The following is a 15,449-nucleotide window of genomic DNA, read 5'->3' as shown; positions in this document are numbered from 1 at the left end:
ACGGATGAGACATTGAATCCCCGGGATTAAGCATAACGGGCCGGGCCCTCCGGCGTGTGCGCCAATTCCCTCGGCCGGTGCTACGGTGTGACGCCCCGATCGCGAAGGGACAGCCGATGCGCCCGACTGCCTGTTTGCCGATCCTCGCCGCCCTTGTGCTGGCGGCGTCCGCCAATGCCCAGGTCAAGCTGAAGGAGATCGGCGACGAAGCGGGCGTCGGCCGCAACCTGTCGGGCGAGGAATGCAAGCTGCGCCTGACCGAGCGGCTGACCGTGGCCAACGTGCCGATCGAGCGGTTCGGCCTGTTCTGCGGCACCTGGCGGCAGCCGAGCGCGCTGGCGCAGAGCTTTCGCGGCAGCGACCGCTTCAATCCCATGGCCTTCATCGTCGACGGCAACTGGGCCCGCGCCTATCAGCAGCGGCTGGCCGATTGCGATCCGGCCCAGCCGGGCACGGTGCTGAGCGGCAACCCGGCCGCCTTCCGCACTTGCCGGAACCGCGATCTGGGATTTCCGGTCGTCGCCTTCACCACGCGGTTCGAAGGCAACATCTGGACCATGGAGACCCTGCCGACCAATCTCGCGGTCGCCGAGCGCGCCATCGCCGTGATGAGCGGCAAGCAACCGCCCAGCGAGGCCAGGGAAGGCTCGCGCACCGCTTTGATCCGCAGCTGGGAGACCATCCACAAGACCGAGGCCGCGCGCATCACCGCCTCCGACGCCAATGCCGTGCTGGAGCTGCGCGAGCTGGGTCTGTCGCAGGTCTATGCCCGACGGCTGGGCGATGCCGAGAAGACCTTCCGTCAACTGCTCGACGCCTGGGGCCGGTTGATCGGCAACGATCATCCCTCGCTCGGGCGCATCTATGGCGATCTGGGCCTGACCTATTACCTGATGAATCGCCTCGAAGATTCCGAGCGCGTGTTGGTCGAAGCCTCCAAGCGCGCGCGGCTGTCGCCCCGGGCCGACGACGAAGGCCTGGTGCTCACCTATCGCGGCGGCCTGGCGTTGCGCACGGGCGACAAGGAGGCTGCGCTGGCGCTGGTGCGCGAGGGCCTGCAGGTACGCCGCGACCGCAAGCTGAACGCGCGCGCACTCGGCCAGTCGGTGCTGTTCGAGCTGGAGGCGCTGAACGCGCTCGGCCGCTACGAGGAGGCGGTGACGGCCGGTGAGGAAACCCTGCGTCTGCTCATTCCGGGCTATGGCAATGCACATCCCCTGGTCGGCAATACGCATGTCGCGCTCGGCATCGCCAAGCTGCGCCTGGGCCGCCTGGCCGAGGCGCGAGCGGAGATGGAAAGGGCGGTGGCGCTGCGCGAGAAGCTGTTCGGCGACGGCAGCCGGCTCGGCCAGTCGCTGCTCGAACTGGCCCGCGTGGTTCGCGAGGAGCGGGGCGCCGCAGCCGCCTATCCGATCATCGATCGCGCCATCGCCGTCACCGCGAAGGAGAGCCCGGGCGGGCTCGGCATCACCGTCGAGCAGGCCGGCATGGCGATCGCAACCCTGCTGAAGGCGTCGGCCGAAGCGCCAGGCCAGACGCCGCACGCGCTGGAGCTCGCCGCCATCGTGGCCCAGCAGCCCGGCGCCGGCGTCACCTCCGACGCCATCAACAAGATGGCGGCGCGCCTCGAAGCCAGCGACGCCGCGACCGGCAATGCCGCCCGCGCCCTGCAGGATGCGATCAAGCGCGAGATCGAGATCCGCACCCGTCTTGCCCGGCTGCAGAACCCCGAGCAGGACGAAAAGCGCGACACGGTTCGGGAGAAGCAGCTGCAGGGCGAGTTGGAGAAGGCGGTGGCGCAGGTGGCGAATGCGGAGCAGCGCCTGCAGGCCGGCTTCCCGCGCTATGCCGCGCTGGTCGCAACCCAGCCGGCACAGCCGGCCGAGCTCGGCCAGCTGCTGAAGCCGGACGAGGCACTGGTGCAGATCCTGCCAACGCGGTTCGGCACCTACACGATCGTGATCCGCGCCGGCGGCAAGGTGACGGTGGGCGCCAGCCCGAGCCGCGACCAGGCGATCGAGGAGCAGGTGGCGCAGCTGCGCGCCGGGCTCGACTGGCAGGGTGGGCGCGAGCGGCCGTTCGATCTCGCGCTCGCCCATCGGCTCTACAAGGATCTGTTCGGCAGCGTGCAGCCGGCACTGGCGGGCGCCACGCGGCTGATCGTGGTGCCGGGCGGCGCGCTGCAGAGCCTGCCGCCCGGGGTGCTGCTGACCGAGCCGTCGAAGGGCACCGGCTATGCCGGCCAGCCATGGCTGGCACGGCGCCATGTCATCTCGGTCGCGACGTCGCTGCGGTCGTTCGCCCAGCTGCGCCGCGCCGGCGCGAAGCCGCCGGCGCCGGAGCCCTATATCGGCATCGGTGATCCGAGCTTTGCCGGCGCCGCCGGCGACCAGCGCGGCCTGGGCGAGGTGCTCGCCGCCTGCCGCATGGACGAGGGCATCGATGCGGCGGTGCTGCGCAAGCTGCCGCGCCTGCCGGAAACGCGCGACGAGGTGCAGGCGGTGGCGCGCGCCCTCGGCGCGCAATCCACGGCCACGATCACCGGCGCCAAGGCGACCGAAGCGGCGATCGTCACCACCGACCTCTCGCGCTATCGCGTGGTGCATTTCGCCACGCACGGCCTGCTGGCCGGCGAGGCGCGCTGCCTGAACGAACCGGCCCTGGCGCTGGCGCCGCCGGAACGGCGGGTCGGCCGGGTCGACGGCCTGCTGGAGGCGAGCGAGGTGGCCAATCTGCGCCTGGATGCAGATTGGGTGGTGCTGTCGGCCTGCAACACGGCGGGTCCCGGCGGCGATTTGGCCGGCGAGGCGCTGTCGGGCCTGGCCCGCGCGTTCTTCTACGCCGGCGCCCGCGCCGTGCTGGCATCGCACTGGCCGGTCTTCTCCAAGCCGACGACGGCCCTGATGGCCCGCACTTTCGATGCCTATGCGGGCAAGCGCGAGGCCGGCCGGGCGGCGGCGCTCCGCGCGGGCATGCTGACGCTGATGGACCAGCCGGCCACCGCCCATCCCGCGGTGTGGGCAGCTTTCGTCGTCGTCGCCGACAGCTGAGCGGCGACACCCCGACCGGCACGAGGCGACTTGGGCGCCGCGCCGATTGCTGTTAGGCTCAACAAATTCGCGACGGGTTCGGACAACAAATTGCCCGCGCGTACGAACCTTGGGGAGGTCTCGGATATGCAGCGGAAATCCGTCGCATTGTTGTTGGCCGCCTGCGCGGCGGCCACGTTGAGCATCGGCACCGCCTGGGCGCAGAAGCAGACCCTGCGGATGGCGCACTGGGCCGGGCCCAGCCATCACATGGTCAAGACCCAGGAAGCCTGGATCAAGACGATCGAGGAAGCCTCCGGCGGCAATCTCACCGTCGTGCTGGACAAGGCGCCGCTCGCCAAGCCGGACGGTCAGTACGACTTGGTGAAGAACGGCGTGCGCGACATGGTCTGGCACATCCCGGGCTACACGCCGGGCCGCCAGGAACTGATCCGCGCCGGCGAGATGCCGTTCCTGTGCCTGAACGCCACCACCTGCAGCCCGGCGCTGTGGAAGTGGTATGCGAAGAACAAGCTGGCGGAGAAGGAGTTCACCGACACCAGGCTGCTGACGGTGTTCATGCACGGCCCGGGCACCATCCACAGCCTGAAGCCGGCGGTGACGCTGGAGCAGCTGAAGGACCTGAAGATGCGGGTCGGCGGCTCCGGCGTGCCGATCGCCAAGGCGCTCGGCATGTCGGTTGTGTCGATGCCGGCGACCGAGGCGCATGAGGCGCTGCAGCGCGGCACGGTGGACGGCGTGTTCTTCCCCTGGGAGGCGATGGACAGCTTCCGCCTGACCGAGATGGTGAAGCACCACCTGGAGATCCCGGGCGGCCTCTATACTTCCGTCTTCGCCATCATCATCAACCCGGCCGCGCTCGGCAAATTGACGCCGGCGAACCAGGCGGCGCTGATGAAGGCGAGCGGCGAGGCCGGCTCGCGCTTCTTCGGCAAGGCCTGGGACGCCGCCGACACGGTGAGCCGCGACAGCGCCAAGAAGCGCGGCAACAAGATCGATACGCTGTCCGCCGCCGAGCTTGCGCGGTGGAAGCCGCTGCTCGAATTCGTGCGCAAGGACTGGCTGAAAAAGGCCAAGGAGTTGGGCGTCGACGGCGAGAAGCTGCTCGGCGACCTGGAGGCGGAGGTCAAGGCGGCTTCGAGCTGACCTGACGATGACGCCGGAGGGCGACGGGCCGACGTCCGACGAAGGATGGGCCCGCCGGTGCAACCGGCGGGCCTCTTCCCTGCTCGCCCATATCGCAGCGGCGGTTCTCGCCGCGCTTGCCGTGATGACGTTCTGCGATGTCGTCGCCCGCTATTTCTTCAACAAGCCGTTCATCTTCTCGGTGGAGATCACCGAGTTCGCGATGGGCCTGATCGTCTATCTCGGCCTCGGGCTGACCACGCATGAGAAGGGGCATGTCACCGTCGACATCGTCACCTTGCGCGTCGGCGAGCGCCTGCGCGCGGCGCTCGAGGCGACGACCGGCCTGCTCGCGCTCGGCTTCCTCACCCTGATGGTGTGGCAGATCTGGCTGCGCGCCGGGAGCCTCTATGCCAAGGGCGACTACACGCCGGTCTTCGCTATCCCGCTCTGGCCGGTCGCCTTCGCCATCGCGGCGGCATCGCTCTTGCTGCTGACCGGGCTCGCCGTGCACGCGCTCGGCGCGCTCAGGCGCACTCTCCACCGCTGACGAAAGCCGCATCGGAACAAGGCCGCCCGCATGGATCCGACGCTGCTCTCGATCCTGGTATTCGCTCTGCTGTTCGTGCTGCTCGCCGCCGGCATGCCGATCGGCTTCGCCATGGGGCTTTCCGCCTTCACCGGCATGGCGCTCCTGATCGACCTCAACGCGGCCCTCGCGCTGCTCGGCCAGACCGCCTACGAGACCGGCATCACCTACAACCTCTCCGTCGTGCCGATGTTCCTGCTGATGGGATTCATCGCCGGCGGCGCGGGCTTAAGCGAAGGCCTCTACCGCGCCTGCAACGCCTGGCTCGGCCATCGCCGCGGCGGGCTCGCGCTCGCCACCATCGGCGCCTGCGGCGCGTTCGCGGCGATCTGCGGCTCCAGCCTCGCCACCGCCGCGACCATGTGCCAGATCGCGTTGCCGGAGATGCGCCGGCACGGCTATGACGACCGGCTCGCCACCGGCGCCATCGCCGCCGGCGGCACCATCGGCATCCTGATTCCGCCGAGCGTGCTGATGGTGCTCTACGGCCTGCTCACCGAGACCAGCATCTCGCGCCTGTTCCTGGCCGGCATGCTGCCCGGCCTGCTGACGGTGGTCGTGTTCATGATCACCATCTCGATCACCATGCGCATCAATCCGGCGCTGGGCCCGCGGGGCCCTCGCGTCGCCCTGCGCCAGCGCGTCACCGTGCTGCGCGACGTGTGGGGCACCGTCGCGCTGTTCCTGCTGGTGATCGGCGGCATCTATACCGGCATCTTTTCGCCGACCGAGGCGGCGAGCGTCGGTGCCATCGGCGCCCTCGCCCTCGCGGTGATCAATCGCCGGTTCAGCCGCGGCCTGCTGCTCGGCTCGCTGATCGATACGGTGAAGACGACGGCGATGATCTTCACCATCCTGATCGGCGCCATCCTGCTCAACAACTTCCTGATCCTGGCGGCGATCCCCAACCTGGTCAGCGACTGGATCACCACCCTGCCGCTCGGGCCGACGGCGATCCTGGTGGTGATCCTGCTGCTCTACGTGGTGCTCGGCTGCGCGCTGGACTCGCTCGCCATGGTGTTGCTGACCATCCCGATCTTCTTCCCGATCATCAAGGAGCTCGGCTACGACCCGGTCTGGTTCGGCATCATCGTGGTGATGGTGGTCGAGCTCGGCCTGATCACGCCGCCGATCGGCATGAACGTCTTCGTCATCAAGGGCATTGCCGGCAACGTGCCACTGGAGCGGATTTTCGCCGGCGTCGCGCCCTTCGTGGTGGCGCAGGTCGTGCTGATCACGATCCTGGTGATCTTCCCCGAGATCGCGCTCTGGCTGCCCTCGACGATGGGGCGCTAGCTACTCCGCCGCGATCGCGAGCGGCGCGGCTTCGCCGACGGTCTCGTCCACCGGCACCGCCTGCAGGCGCGGCAGCACCTTCTCGGCGAACAGCTTCATATTGGCCCGCGCCATGTCGTGCGGCATGCCGCCATAGGAAAAGGCGGCCATGCAGCCCGAGGTGCCGGCCATTTTATGGTGCGCCAGCATCTTCTCGTAGACCTGGTCGGGCGTGCCCCAGACCTGCAGCTCGGACAGGAAGTTCACGAACGCGTCCATGCCGTGCTTTTTGATGTTCTGCGCGAGCTTGCCGTAATACTCGTACCCCTTGATGTCGGCGAGGCCCTCGTTGTGGAACTCGTAATGTTCCAGCGCCGAGCGGCTGTAGCCCTTGATGTAATTCTCGAACATCTGCCGCGCCACGTTCTCGTCCTCATGGACGGCGACGAAGCTGGCGATCAGGGGCTTCGGCGGCGCCGTGCCGTTCACTTCCCTGTAGCGCGCGCGGTACTCGCCGAGCTCCTTCACCGTGGTCTCCCACGGCTTCTGCGCGATGATCAGCAGGCCGACGCCGAGCTTGCACATGATCTCGAGCGATTGCGGCGAGACCGACGCGGCATAGGTGCGGCCGCGGAAGCTCTTGATCGGACGCGGCCGGATGCCGGCACGCGGCTGCTTGTAGAAGGTGCCGTCGGATTCGATCCAGCCGGTCTCGAGCCCACCCAGCAGCGCCGCGGCATATTCGGTGAAGCGCTCGCGGCTCTCGTTCATGGCGAGGCGGAAATTCTGGAACTCGATCCGCCCGAGCCCGCGGCCGATACCGAGGATGACGCGCCCGCCGGAGAGATGGTCGAGCACCGAGACCTCCTCGGCGACCCGCACCGGATCGTGCCAGGGCAGCACCATCACCATGGAGCCGAGCTTGACCTTCCTCGTCTTGGCGGCCATCCAGGTCAGGAACTGCGCCACGTTCGGGCACATCGTGTAGTGGTCGAAGTGATGCTCGGCCGACCACACGGAATCGAAGCCCATCGGCTCCGCCAGCTCGGCCAGCGACATCTCGTGCGCATAGACTTGCGCGTCGGAATGCCCGCCCAGGTTCTGGAAGAAGGTCGTCATTCCAACATGCATGGGGCGTTCCCTCCGGACTTTTCGCTCTGCTTCAGGCGGCCATCGCGTCGCGCAGCGCGCGGTGGAAGCCGATCAACGCCGGCTCGTTGCGGCCGAACACCACATGCGTCTGCGCGCCCGAAGTGGCGCCGGTCTGGATGCCGCGCGAGGTGGGGATGTCCTCGTCCTTCACCGTCGCCAGCACCAGGTCCATGTTGCGCCGCCAATGCTCATGCGCGCTTGGAGTCATGGCGGGCTCGGGCACGTAGAAGCCGAGATGGAAGGTGCATTCGTCGACCTTGCCGCCCGACGGATAGCAGTGCCAGGTCTCGATATGGTCGCCCTGCACGACGATCACCGTGTTGGGGAACAGCACGTAGATGATGGCGGTGTGGCGGACCAGGTCCCAGCTCTGTTCCGGCTGGCCCTGCATCTCCGGGAAGGAACGGCGCGGGATGATCATGCGCACGTTCGGGCCGTAGACCTCGGCCGAGCAATGCCGCGACAGGAAGATCGGCTCCACCGTCTTCTTGTGCAGCGAGCGCAGGTGATAGCCTTCGAGGAAGCCGTCGACGACCAGCTTCCAGTTGATCGGCACCGTCATGGTGCGGCGCTCGTGGAAGTGATAGCCGGCGAAGTTGTAGGCAGCGAGTTCGGCGTCGAGCGGGCCGAGCACGGCCTCCGCATCAAACGACGCCTTCGGATCGAACTGCACCCAGATGATGCCGTGCCGCTCGGCGACCGGCAGCGGCGTCAGGCCATGCGTCGCGCAATCGACGCCCTCGAACGCCTCCTGCTCCGGGATGCCGACCAGGCGGCCTTCGTTGTCGTAGGTCCAGGCGTGATAGGGGCAGATGAAGCGCCGCTTGTTCGAGCCCTTGCCTTCCGCCACGCGGGCGCCGCGATGGCGGCAGACATTGAGGAAGGCCTTCACCTCCCCCGCCACCGTGCGGGTGAGGATGAGCGGCGCGGGACCGAGATCGTCGGTCAGGAAATCGCCGGGCCGCGGCAGTTCGGCCGACATCGCAACGGCGAGCGGCCGGCCGCGGAACAGGATTTCCTGCTCGCGCGCCGCATGGGCGGGGTCGGCATAAACCGCCACCGGCTCGCGCCAGATTTCGGGCGCGAAATCGGTGGTGCCGCGCGCCATCAGGTCGAACAGCCGCCGGGTTTCCGCCACCTGTTTCTGGTGCTGCACCGTCGCCTCCCGCATCGGGGCTTGATTTCTATCTAATTTTAGTTAGAAAATAGGCCACGTCAAGGCGAGGAAGCGCTCAAGGCCGCCCGTCCCGGGGTCGCAGAATGCCTCGGGACAGGTGGCCGTCGGTAGAACGGGCGAGCGGAGAACCGGCGTGAACGAAGCATCGCCCGTCTTGCGGAAATCGGCGGCGACCCGGCAGCGGGTGCTGGACGCGGCGGCCCGCATTTTCCGCGAGCGCGGCTATGCCGCCACCACGCTCGGCGACATCGCCGAGGCGGCCGGCCTGAGAACTGCGAGCCTGTACTACCATTTCGAGTCGAAGGAAGAGCTGGTCGAGGAGGTGCTGCGCATCGGCACCACGCTCGTCTCCGACGCGGTGCGCCGGGCGGTCGAGGATCTGCCGGCGGAGGCGGATTTCCGCACGCGCCTCACTGTCGCCATCGCCACCCATCTCGACGCCCTGCTCCGCCTCACCGACTACACCTCGGCCGATATCCGCATCATCGGCCATGTGCCGCCGGAGGTGCGGGCCAAGGTCTGGCCCTTGCGCGAAGCCTACGGCGAGTTCTGGCAGGAATTGCTGCGGTCGGGCCGCGCGAACGGCGCGATCCGCGCCGGCGCCGATCTCGGCCTGCTCCGCGTGCTGATCCTCGGCACGCTGAACTACGCCAGCGAGTGGTACAAGCCCGGCCTCAAGCCGGTCGGCGCCATCGCCGCGGAAGCAACCGCGATGGTTCTGGACGGCATCCTCGCCCCCTCAGCCATGCATCGTCAGCCCGCCTGACACGCTGATCGTCTGGCCGGTGATGAAGCCGGCATCGTCGGACAGCAGGAAGGCGATGATGCCGGGATAGTCGGAGGGCTGGGCGAGGCGCCGCATCGGGATCGCCGCCTTCAGCGCTTCCGGCAGCTTGCCGGAAGGATCGAAGCTCGCCAGCAGCGGCGTATCGGTCGGGCCGGGGCAGACCGTGTTCAGCGTGATGCCGGCCTTGGCATGCTCGCGCGCCAGGGTCTTGGTGAAGGCGATGATGCCGCCCTTGCAGGCGGAATAGACGCCTTCGCCGGAGGAGCCGACCCGGCCCGCATCCGACGACACGCTGACGATGCGGCCGCGGCCGCGGCTCGCCATGCCCTGCAGCACCGCATGCGTCATGTTGAGCGGGCCGTAGAGGTTGATGTCGATGATCTTCTTCCAGTCGGCCGGCGCGGATTTGGCGAACGGACCGGCCTTGTCCCAGCCGGCATTGTTGACCAGCCCCTCGACCGGCCCCGCCGCCGCCTCGAACGCAGCCACCGCCTTCGCCACCGCGGCGTAGTCGGTGATGTCGACGGCATAGGGTGCCGCCTTCAGCCCGGCCTGACGGATCGAGCCCGCGGCCGCTTCGGCGCCCTGGGCGTTGAGATCGAAGATGCCGACCGCGGCGCCCTCCTCCGCCAGCCGCTCCGCCACCGCGCGGCCGATGCCGCTGGCCGCGCCGGTCACGATGATCGTCTTGCCGCGCAATCCGCGCATATCGGTTTCCTCCCGTGATTTTCTACGCCTCCGGCAGCGCCGCCTTCAGCCGGCCGCCGAGGCGGATCGGCTCGATGCGGCGGGCAAGGCCGGTCGCATCGTCGCTGTCGATCAGCACGCCGCACACGGTGGCGGGCCCCAGCGCCGCCTCGAACTTGCCGCCCGGCACCTTGCGCACGAAGCGGTTCATCGGCTCCGCCGGGTCCATACCGATCACCGAGTTGTAGTCGCCGCACATGCCGGCATCGGTCTGATAGGCGGTGCCGCCCGGCAGGATCTGCGCATCCGCGGTCGGGATATGGCTGTGGGTGCCGATCACGGCGGTGGCCTTGCCGTCGCAGAAATGCGCCATCGCCATCTTTTCCGACGTCGCCTCGGCATGGATGTCGACCAGCAGGAAATCGACCGACCCACCAAGCGTCATCTTCGGCAGCTCGCCGGCGACGGAAGCAAACGGATCGTCGAGCGGGTCCATGAACACCCGGCCCATAACATGGATGATGCCGAGCCGCTTGCCCTTGCCGTTCTTGAAGATCGCCGCGCCGCGCCCCGGCACTGCCTTGGGGAAGTTGTGCGGCCTGAGCAGCTTCGAGTCGCCGCCGATATAGCCGAGCGTCTCGCGCTGGTCGAAGGCGTGGTTGCCGAGCAGGATGACGTCGATCCCGGCGGCGTAGAGTTCCTCGCAGATCTTGCCCGTGATGCCGAAGCCGCCAGCGGCATTCTCGCCATTGGCGATGATGAAATCGGGCTTGAGCCGCGCGCGCAGATCGGATTGCGCCGCCAGCAGGGCGTCGCGCCCGGCCCGGCCCACCACATCGCCGAAATAGAGAACTCTCACGCCCGTATCGCCTCGCGTTCGGTCACGATCCAGTCGAGCCGCCGGTCCCAGGGCTCGACCGGCAGAACCTCGACCTCCTGAGCGGCGTAGGCAAGGCCTATGGCCAGCATGGTGCCCGCGGCCAATGTCCGGTCGTAGTAGCCGCCGCCCTGGCCGAGGCGATGGCCGCGCCGGTCGAAACCGAGCAGCGGCACCAGCGCGACCGAGGGCAGCACGCTCGGCGCTTCCGGCCGCGGCTCCTCGATGCCGAGGGCGCCTTTGACCAGCGGGTCGCCCGGCTGCCAGCTGCGGAACACCAGCACGGTCCCGAGCGGCCCGGTACAGGGCAGCGCTAACGGATGGCCGCCGGCCGCCAGGGCCGTCATCAGCGGCGCAGGGTCGAGTTCCGGCGGCACGGCGCTATAGCCGGCCACCACCGCGCCGGCGGCCAGCGAAAGGTGCGAGAGGAAAATCTGCGCCAGCCGCTCCGCCGCCGCCGGATCGGCCGCAGCGGCCGCCTTGCGGCGCACCCGCAAGCTCGCCCGCAGGGCCCGCTTCGTGGCCGCGCTCTCGTTCATCGGGAAGGGATAGGTGTGGACGGTGCCGGTACAACCGTCGGCCGATTCATCCCTCGCGGCCTGGTAAACCAGGTGGGCGCCACGTAACGAGACCAGGGCCTCGACAGAGGCAGCTCCCAGGAGAGATTCATTGGCCCCGGGGATTGATGGCCTAACGCGGGGACCAGCAAGCCGTCCACGCCATAGAACCTAGGTACCCTCCAGCCGTTCCGCAACCGTCTCCAGCCGACGGGCCAGGGCCTCCAATTCCGCCTTGGCATCGCCGACCGGGCCGTCCTTGGCCTTTTTCAGGGCGGCGCGGAGCTGATCGACCTCCTGCTGGGCCTCGGCCAGGTCGTCCGCCATGGTCAGGGAGGCCAGCAGCAGAAGCCGGGCCTCGCCCACCTGGCCGACCGCCTGGGCGATGCCGTGCACCCGCTCGTCGAGCAGCCGGCCGAGATCGCGGACCTTGTCTTCCTCGCCATCGTCGCAGCCGACCTCGTAGCTGCGGCCGTTGACGTTGATCTGGACCTGGCCCATTCGCACCCCTCGGCTTTGGCGGGCGGCTCAGCGACCGAGCAGCAGCTTGAGCTGCTCGATGGCGCGGTCGAGCCGCGCCGTCACCTGGTCCGCCACGGCGCGGAGCGCCGCGTTATCGGACTTCGCATGCACCAGGGCACGACCGAGACGGTCGCGCTCGGCCTGCAGCGCGGCGAGCTCGCCCCGGGCGGCAGCGGCGGTGGCGCCGGCAATGTCCGGCCGGGCCACGGCTTGCTCAACGCGCTCCACGGCGCGGCGCAGGCGATCCTGCACGGTCTCCATCTCGGTCATGCTACCCCAAGGCGCGCGGCGACGCTTCCTCCCCCATCGGGCGCGCCACAGCAGCCGAACATATAGAGACGCCTGTGAATGCGCGTCAACGAAGCGGTTGACGGGGGCGGCCGGCACCGTCATTTAGGCGCCGCCTGCGCATTTGAGAAATCCCCGATATGCCCGATTCCGCTGTGAAGACCCAGGTCGCCCACCGCGACATGGCCAATGCCATCGCCGCGCTCGCGATGGACGCGGTTCAGAAGGCCAATTCCGGCCATCCCGGCATGCCGATGGGCATGGCCGACGTGGCGACGGTCCTGTTCACCCGATTCCTGAAATTCGACCCCGCCGACCCTGCCTGGCCGGATCGCGACCGGTTCGTGCTCTCGGCCGGGCACGGCTCGATGCTGCTCTATGCGCTGCTGCACCTGACCGGCTATCCCGGCTGGGATATCGGCGTCCTGAAGAACTTCCGCCAGCTCGGCTCGCCCGCCGCCGGCCATCCGGAATTCGGCCATGGCGCCGGCATCGAGACGACGACCGGCCCGCTCGGCCAGGGCCTCGGCAACGCCGTCGGCATGGCGATCGCCGAACGGGTGCTGAACGCGCGCTTCGGCGACGCGCTGGTCGACCACCGCACCTATGCGATCGCCGGCGATGGCTGCCTGATGGAAGGCATCAGCCACGAGGCGATCGGCCTGGCCGGGCATCTGCGCTTGTCGAAGCTGATCGTGCTGTTCGACGACAACGGCATCTCGATCGACGGCCCGACCTCGCTCTCGACCAGCGAGGACCAGATCGGCCGCTTCAAGGCGGCCGGCTGGGCGACCTGGGCGGTCGACGGCCACGACCCGGAGGCGGTCGCCCAGGCGATCGCGGCGGCGCAGAAGAGCGATCGCCCCAACCTGATCGCCTGCAAGACGGTGATCGGTCGCGGCGCGCCGAAGAAGCAGGGCACCGCGGCGACGCATGGCTCGCCGCTCGGCGCCGACGAGGTGGCCGGGGCGCGGACCACGCTCGGCTGGAACGCGGCACCGTTCGAGATTCCGGCCGCCATCGCCGAAGCCTGGGCAACCGCCGGCCGCCGCGGCGCGCCGGCACGGGCAGACTGGACTCGCCGCCTGGCGGCATCGGAAGCCCGCGAGGCCTTCAATGCCGCCATGTCGGGCACGCTGCCGGCGGGCCTGGACACCGCGATCGAGGCCTACAAGGCCAAGCTCGCCACCGACAAGCCGGCCTGGGCGACCCGCAAATCGTCGCAGATGGCGCTGGAGGTGATCAACCCGGCGCTGCCCGAGACGCTCGGCGGCTCGGCCGACCTGACCGGCTCGAACAACACCAAGACCGGCAGCTTCAAGCCGATCACGGCGGCCGATTTCACCGGTCGCTACATCCATTACGGCATCCGCGAGCACGGCATGGCGGCGGCCATGAACGGCATGGCGCTGCATGGCGGCGTCATTCCTTATGGCGGCACGTTTCTGGTGTTCACCGATTATTGCCGCCCGTCGATCCGGCTGTCGGCGCTGATGGGCCAGCGTGTCGTCTATGTCATGACGCATGATTCGATCGGCCTCGGCGAGGACGGCCCGACGCACCAGCCGGTCGAGCACCTGGCGGCGCTGCGCGCCATCCCGAACCTGAACGTCTATCGGCCGGCCGATGCGGTTGAGACGGCGGAATGCTGGCAGCTCGCGCTGCAATCGGCGAAGACGCCCTCGATCCTGGCGCTGACCCGGCAGGACCTGCCCGCGGTCCGTCTCACCCACGCGGCCGAGAACCTCTGCGCCCGCGGCGCCTATGAGCTGAAGCCGGCCGAGGGCAAGGCGCGCGTGACCCTGCTCGCCACCGGTTCGGAGATCGCCATTGCACTCGCCGCGCGCGACCTGCTGCAGAAGGACGGCATCGGCACGCGCGTCGTCTCGGTGCCCTGCTTCGAGCTGTTCGATGCGCAGAGCGAGGACTACCAGCTGAAGACGCTCGGCGCCGACACGGTGCGCATCGCCGTCGAGGCCGGCGTGGCGCAGGGCTGGGAGCGCTATCTCCGCAAGAAGGACGGTTTCGTCGGCATGACGGGCTTCGGCGCCAGCGCGCCGCATCAGGACCTCTACCGCCATTTCGGCATCACGCCGGAGGCGGTGGCCGCGACGGCGAAAGCGCGGCTCGGTTGACGGCACCGTGATAAGGCCGGGACAATTCGTTCCGCGCCTCGTGCCGGTCGACCCGGAAGTTTGTGCAATTTCAGGGTAAACGGGCGGTTGCGCCGGAAACTTTTCGATTAACGCAACGCTTATATCCCGCGGCGACATTGCTCGCGCGAAGTCGAGCGACTAAAACCCGCCCCAACCGGGTCTCGGACCCTGAACCCTTGTTTCTCGGAGGAATCACCATGGCTGTGCGCGTTGGGATCAACGGTTTCGGACGCATCGGCCGGCTCGTCTTCCGCGCGCTCGCGGAAAGCCGCCGGACCGACCTCCAGGTTGTCGGCATCAACGACCTCGGCCCGGTCGAGACCAATGCCCATCTGCTGCGCTACGACAGCGTGCACGGCCGCTTCCCGCACGAGGTGAAGGTCAAGGGCGACAGCATGGATGTTGGCTATGGCCCGATCAAGGTGACCGCCGAGCGCGATCCGGCGAAGCTGCCGTGGAAGGAGCTCAAGGTCGACATCGCGATGGAATGCGTCGGCATCTTCACCGAGCGCGCCAAGGCGGCGGCGCATCTCGAGGCCGGCGCCAAGCGGGTGCTGATCTCAGGCCCGTCGGGCGATGCCGATCTCACCGTCGTCTACGGCGTGAACCACCAGAAGCTGACCAAGGATCACGTCGTCGTCTCCAACGCCTCCTGCACCACCAACTGCCTCGCCCCGGTCGCCTATGTGCTGAACAACGGCATCGGCATCGAGCAGGGCTTCATGACCACGGTGCATTCCTATACCGGCGACCAGCCGGTGCATGACATCCTGCACAAGGACCTGCACCGCGCCCGCGCTGCCAACGTCTCGATGATCCCGACCACCACCGGTGCGGCGAAGGCGGTCGGCCTGGTGTTGCCCGAACTGAAGGGCAAGCTGGACGGCACTTCGATCCGCGTGCCGACGCCGAACGTGTCGCTGATCGACTTCAAGTTCATCCCCAAACGCCCGACCAGCGTGGAGGAGGTGAACAAGCTGATCACCGAAGCGGCGAACGGCCCGCTGAAGGGCATCCTGGCCACCAACAGCGAGCCGCTTGTCTCGATCGACTTCAACCATAATCCCGCCAGCTCCACCTTCGACCTGAAGCAGACCCAGGTAATCGAGGGCAAGCTGGTGCGCGTGCTCTCCTGGTACGACAACGAGTGGGGCTTCTCCAATCGCATGTCGGACACCGCCATGGTGATGGCGAAGTTCCTCTGAGC

14 protein-coding genes and 1 other RNA gene are annotated in these 15,449 nt (G+C 68.3%); 7 read left to right on the top strand and 8 right to left on the bottom strand.

Annotated elements, in window-relative coordinates; genetic code table 11:
• Positions 1-116: 116 nt before the first annotated feature.
• The 4 genes from DT074_RS10790 to DT074_RS10775 all read left to right on the top strand — a co-directional run bounded on the left by DT074_RS10790 (position 117) and on the right by DT074_RS10775 (position 6,060).
• Complete coding sequence (locus DT074_RS10790; protein WP_119419850.1) at positions 117-3,050, top strand: CHAT domain-containing tetratricopeptide repeat protein; 2,934 nt, start codon at positions 117-119, stop codon at positions 3,048-3,050.
• A 126-nt stretch (positions 3,051-3,176) separates the two neighbouring features.
• Positions 3,177-4,196, top strand: coding sequence for a TRAP transporter substrate-binding protein (locus tag DT074_RS10785; RefSeq protein ID WP_119419849.1), 1,020 nt, complete (start codon positions 3,177-3,179; stop codon positions 4,194-4,196).
• Positions 4,197-4,203: 7 nt separating this feature from the next.
• Positions 4,204-4,725, top strand: a complete 522-nt coding sequence (locus DT074_RS10780) for a TRAP transporter small permease (protein WP_119419848.1) — start codon at positions 4,204-4,206, stop codon at positions 4,723-4,725.
• A gap of 30 nt (positions 4,726-4,755) precedes the next feature.
• Positions 4,756-6,060: a TRAP transporter large permease gene (locus DT074_RS10775; RefSeq protein ID WP_119419847.1), complete on the top strand. Its 1,305-nt coding sequence runs from the start codon at positions 4,756-4,758 to the stop codon at positions 6,058-6,060.
• Here DT074_RS10775 and DT074_RS10770 read toward each other — a convergent pair whose 3' ends face one another.
• On the bottom strand, positions 6,061-7,158 hold the full coding sequence (locus DT074_RS10770) for an LLM class flavin-dependent oxidoreductase (RefSeq protein WP_368744596.1): 1,098 nt from the start codon (positions 7,156-7,158) through the stop codon (positions 6,061-6,063).
• A gap of 43 nt (positions 7,159-7,201) precedes the next feature.
• Entirely contained in the window at positions 7,202-8,347 is a 1,146-nt protein-coding gene (locus DT074_RS10765) for an aromatic ring-hydroxylating oxygenase subunit alpha (RefSeq protein WP_162914806.1), read from the bottom strand.
• Positions 8,348-8,501: 154 nt separating this feature from the next.
• Between DT074_RS10765 and DT074_RS10760 the strand changes: the two genes are divergently transcribed.
• Positions 8,502-9,134: a TetR/AcrR family transcriptional regulator gene (locus DT074_RS10760; RefSeq protein ID WP_162914805.1), complete on the top strand. Its 633-nt coding sequence runs from the start codon at positions 8,502-8,504 to the stop codon at positions 9,132-9,134.
• Here DT074_RS10760 and DT074_RS10755 read toward each other — a convergent pair.
• The 6 genes from DT074_RS10755 to DT074_RS10730 all read right to left on the bottom strand — a co-directional run bounded on the left by DT074_RS10755 (position 9,108) and on the right by DT074_RS10730 (position 12,068).
• Complete coding sequence (locus DT074_RS10755; protein ID WP_119419843.1) at positions 9,108-9,863, bottom strand: SDR family oxidoreductase; 756 nt, start codon at positions 9,861-9,863, stop codon at positions 9,108-9,110. The genes DT074_RS10760 and DT074_RS10755 overlap by 27 nt on opposite strands.
• A 22-nt stretch (positions 9,864-9,885) precedes the next feature.
• Positions 9,886-10,701 (bottom strand): TIGR00282 family metallophosphoesterase, encoded by an 816-nt coding sequence (locus DT074_RS10750; RefSeq protein ID WP_119419842.1) that lies wholly within the window; start codon positions 10,699-10,701, stop codon positions 9,886-9,888.
• Positions 10,698-11,258 (bottom strand): 5-formyltetrahydrofolate cyclo-ligase, encoded by a 561-nt coding sequence (locus DT074_RS10745; RefSeq protein ID WP_119419872.1) that lies wholly within the window; start codon positions 11,256-11,258, stop codon positions 10,698-10,700. Before DT074_RS10745 ends, DT074_RS10750 begins: the two co-directional genes overlap by 4 nt.
• An 18-nt stretch (positions 11,259-11,276) precedes the next feature.
• Positions 11,277-11,431: non-coding RNA, 6S RNA (ssrS, locus tag DT074_RS10740), on the bottom strand.
• 16 nt (positions 11,432-11,447) lie between these two features.
• The gene (locus DT074_RS10735) at positions 11,448-11,777 is read right to left on the bottom strand and encodes a cell division protein ZapA (protein ID WP_119419841.1); all 330 of its coding nucleotides are present in this window, start codon (positions 11,775-11,777) and stop codon (positions 11,448-11,450) included.
• 27 nt (positions 11,778-11,804) lie between these two features.
• Positions 11,805-12,068, bottom strand: a complete 264-nt coding sequence (locus DT074_RS10730) for a DUF4164 family protein (RefSeq protein WP_162914804.1) — start codon at positions 12,066-12,068, stop codon at positions 11,805-11,807.
• Between the two features lie 158 nt (positions 12,069-12,226).
• Between DT074_RS10730 and tkt the strand changes: the two genes are divergently transcribed.
• Positions 12,227-14,221 carry a transketolase gene (gene tkt, locus DT074_RS10725; protein ID WP_119419839.1) on the top strand — a complete coding sequence of 665 codons (1,995 nt, stop codon included), beginning with the start codon at positions 12,227-12,229 and terminating at the stop codon, positions 14,219-14,221.
• 218 nt (positions 14,222-14,439) lie between these two features.
• Complete coding sequence (gap, locus tag DT074_RS10720) at positions 14,440-15,447, top strand: type I glyceraldehyde-3-phosphate dehydrogenase (protein WP_119419838.1); 1,008 nt, start codon at positions 14,440-14,442, stop codon at positions 15,445-15,447.
• The last annotated feature ends 2 nt before the right edge of the window (positions 15,448-15,449 follow it).

The sequence above is a fragment of the Desertibaculum subflavum genome, from assembly GCA_003576705.1.
GTDB lineage: Bacteria > Pseudomonadota > Alphaproteobacteria > Ferrovibrionales > Ferrovibrionaceae > Desertibaculum > Desertibaculum subflavum.
Note: the sequence above shows the minus strand (reverse complement) of the source record. Positions and strands in the feature narration are given on the sequence as shown.

What these genes read in the sequence shown, in the direction of transcription:
- DT074_RS10785 (WP_119419849.1), top strand. Translation starts at nt 3,177, where the DNA reads ATGCAGCGGAAATCCGTCGCATTGTTGTTGGCCGCCTGCGCGGCGGCC.
- DT074_RS10755 (WP_119419843.1), bottom strand. Translation starts at nt 9,863, where the DNA reads ATGCGCGGATTGCGCGGCAAGACGATCATCGTGACCGGCGCGGCCAGC.
- DT074_RS10790 (WP_119419850.1), top strand. Translation starts at nt 117, where the DNA reads ATGCGCCCGACTGCCTGTTTGCCGATCCTCGCCGCCCTTGTGCTGGCG.
- DT074_RS10735 (WP_119419841.1), bottom strand. Translation starts at nt 11,777, where the DNA reads ATGGGCCAGGTCCAGATCAACGTCAACGGCCGCAGCTACGAGGTCGGC.
- DT074_RS10745 (WP_119419872.1), bottom strand. Translation starts at nt 11,258, where the DNA reads ATGAACGAGAGCGCGGCCACGAAGCGGGCCCTGCGGGCGAGCTTGCGG.
- DT074_RS10780 (WP_119419848.1), top strand. Translation starts at nt 4,204, where the DNA reads ATGACGCCGGAGGGCGACGGGCCGACGTCCGACGAAGGATGGGCCCGC.
- DT074_RS10770 (WP_368744596.1), bottom strand. Translation starts at nt 7,158, where the DNA reads ATGACGACCTTCTTCCAGAACCTGGGCGGGCATTCCGACGCGCAAGTC.
- tkt (WP_119419839.1), top strand. Translation starts at nt 12,227, where the DNA reads ATGCCCGATTCCGCTGTGAAGACCCAGGTCGCCCACCGCGACATGGCC.
- DT074_RS10775 (WP_119419847.1), top strand. Translation starts at nt 4,756, where the DNA reads ATGGATCCGACGCTGCTCTCGATCCTGGTATTCGCTCTGCTGTTCGTG.
- gap (WP_119419838.1), top strand. Translation starts at nt 14,440, where the DNA reads ATGGCTGTGCGCGTTGGGATCAACGGTTTCGGACGCATCGGCCGGCTC.
- DT074_RS10730 (WP_162914804.1), bottom strand. Translation starts at nt 12,068, where the DNA reads ATGACCGAGATGGAGACCGTGCAGGATCGCCTGCGCCGCGCCGTGGAG.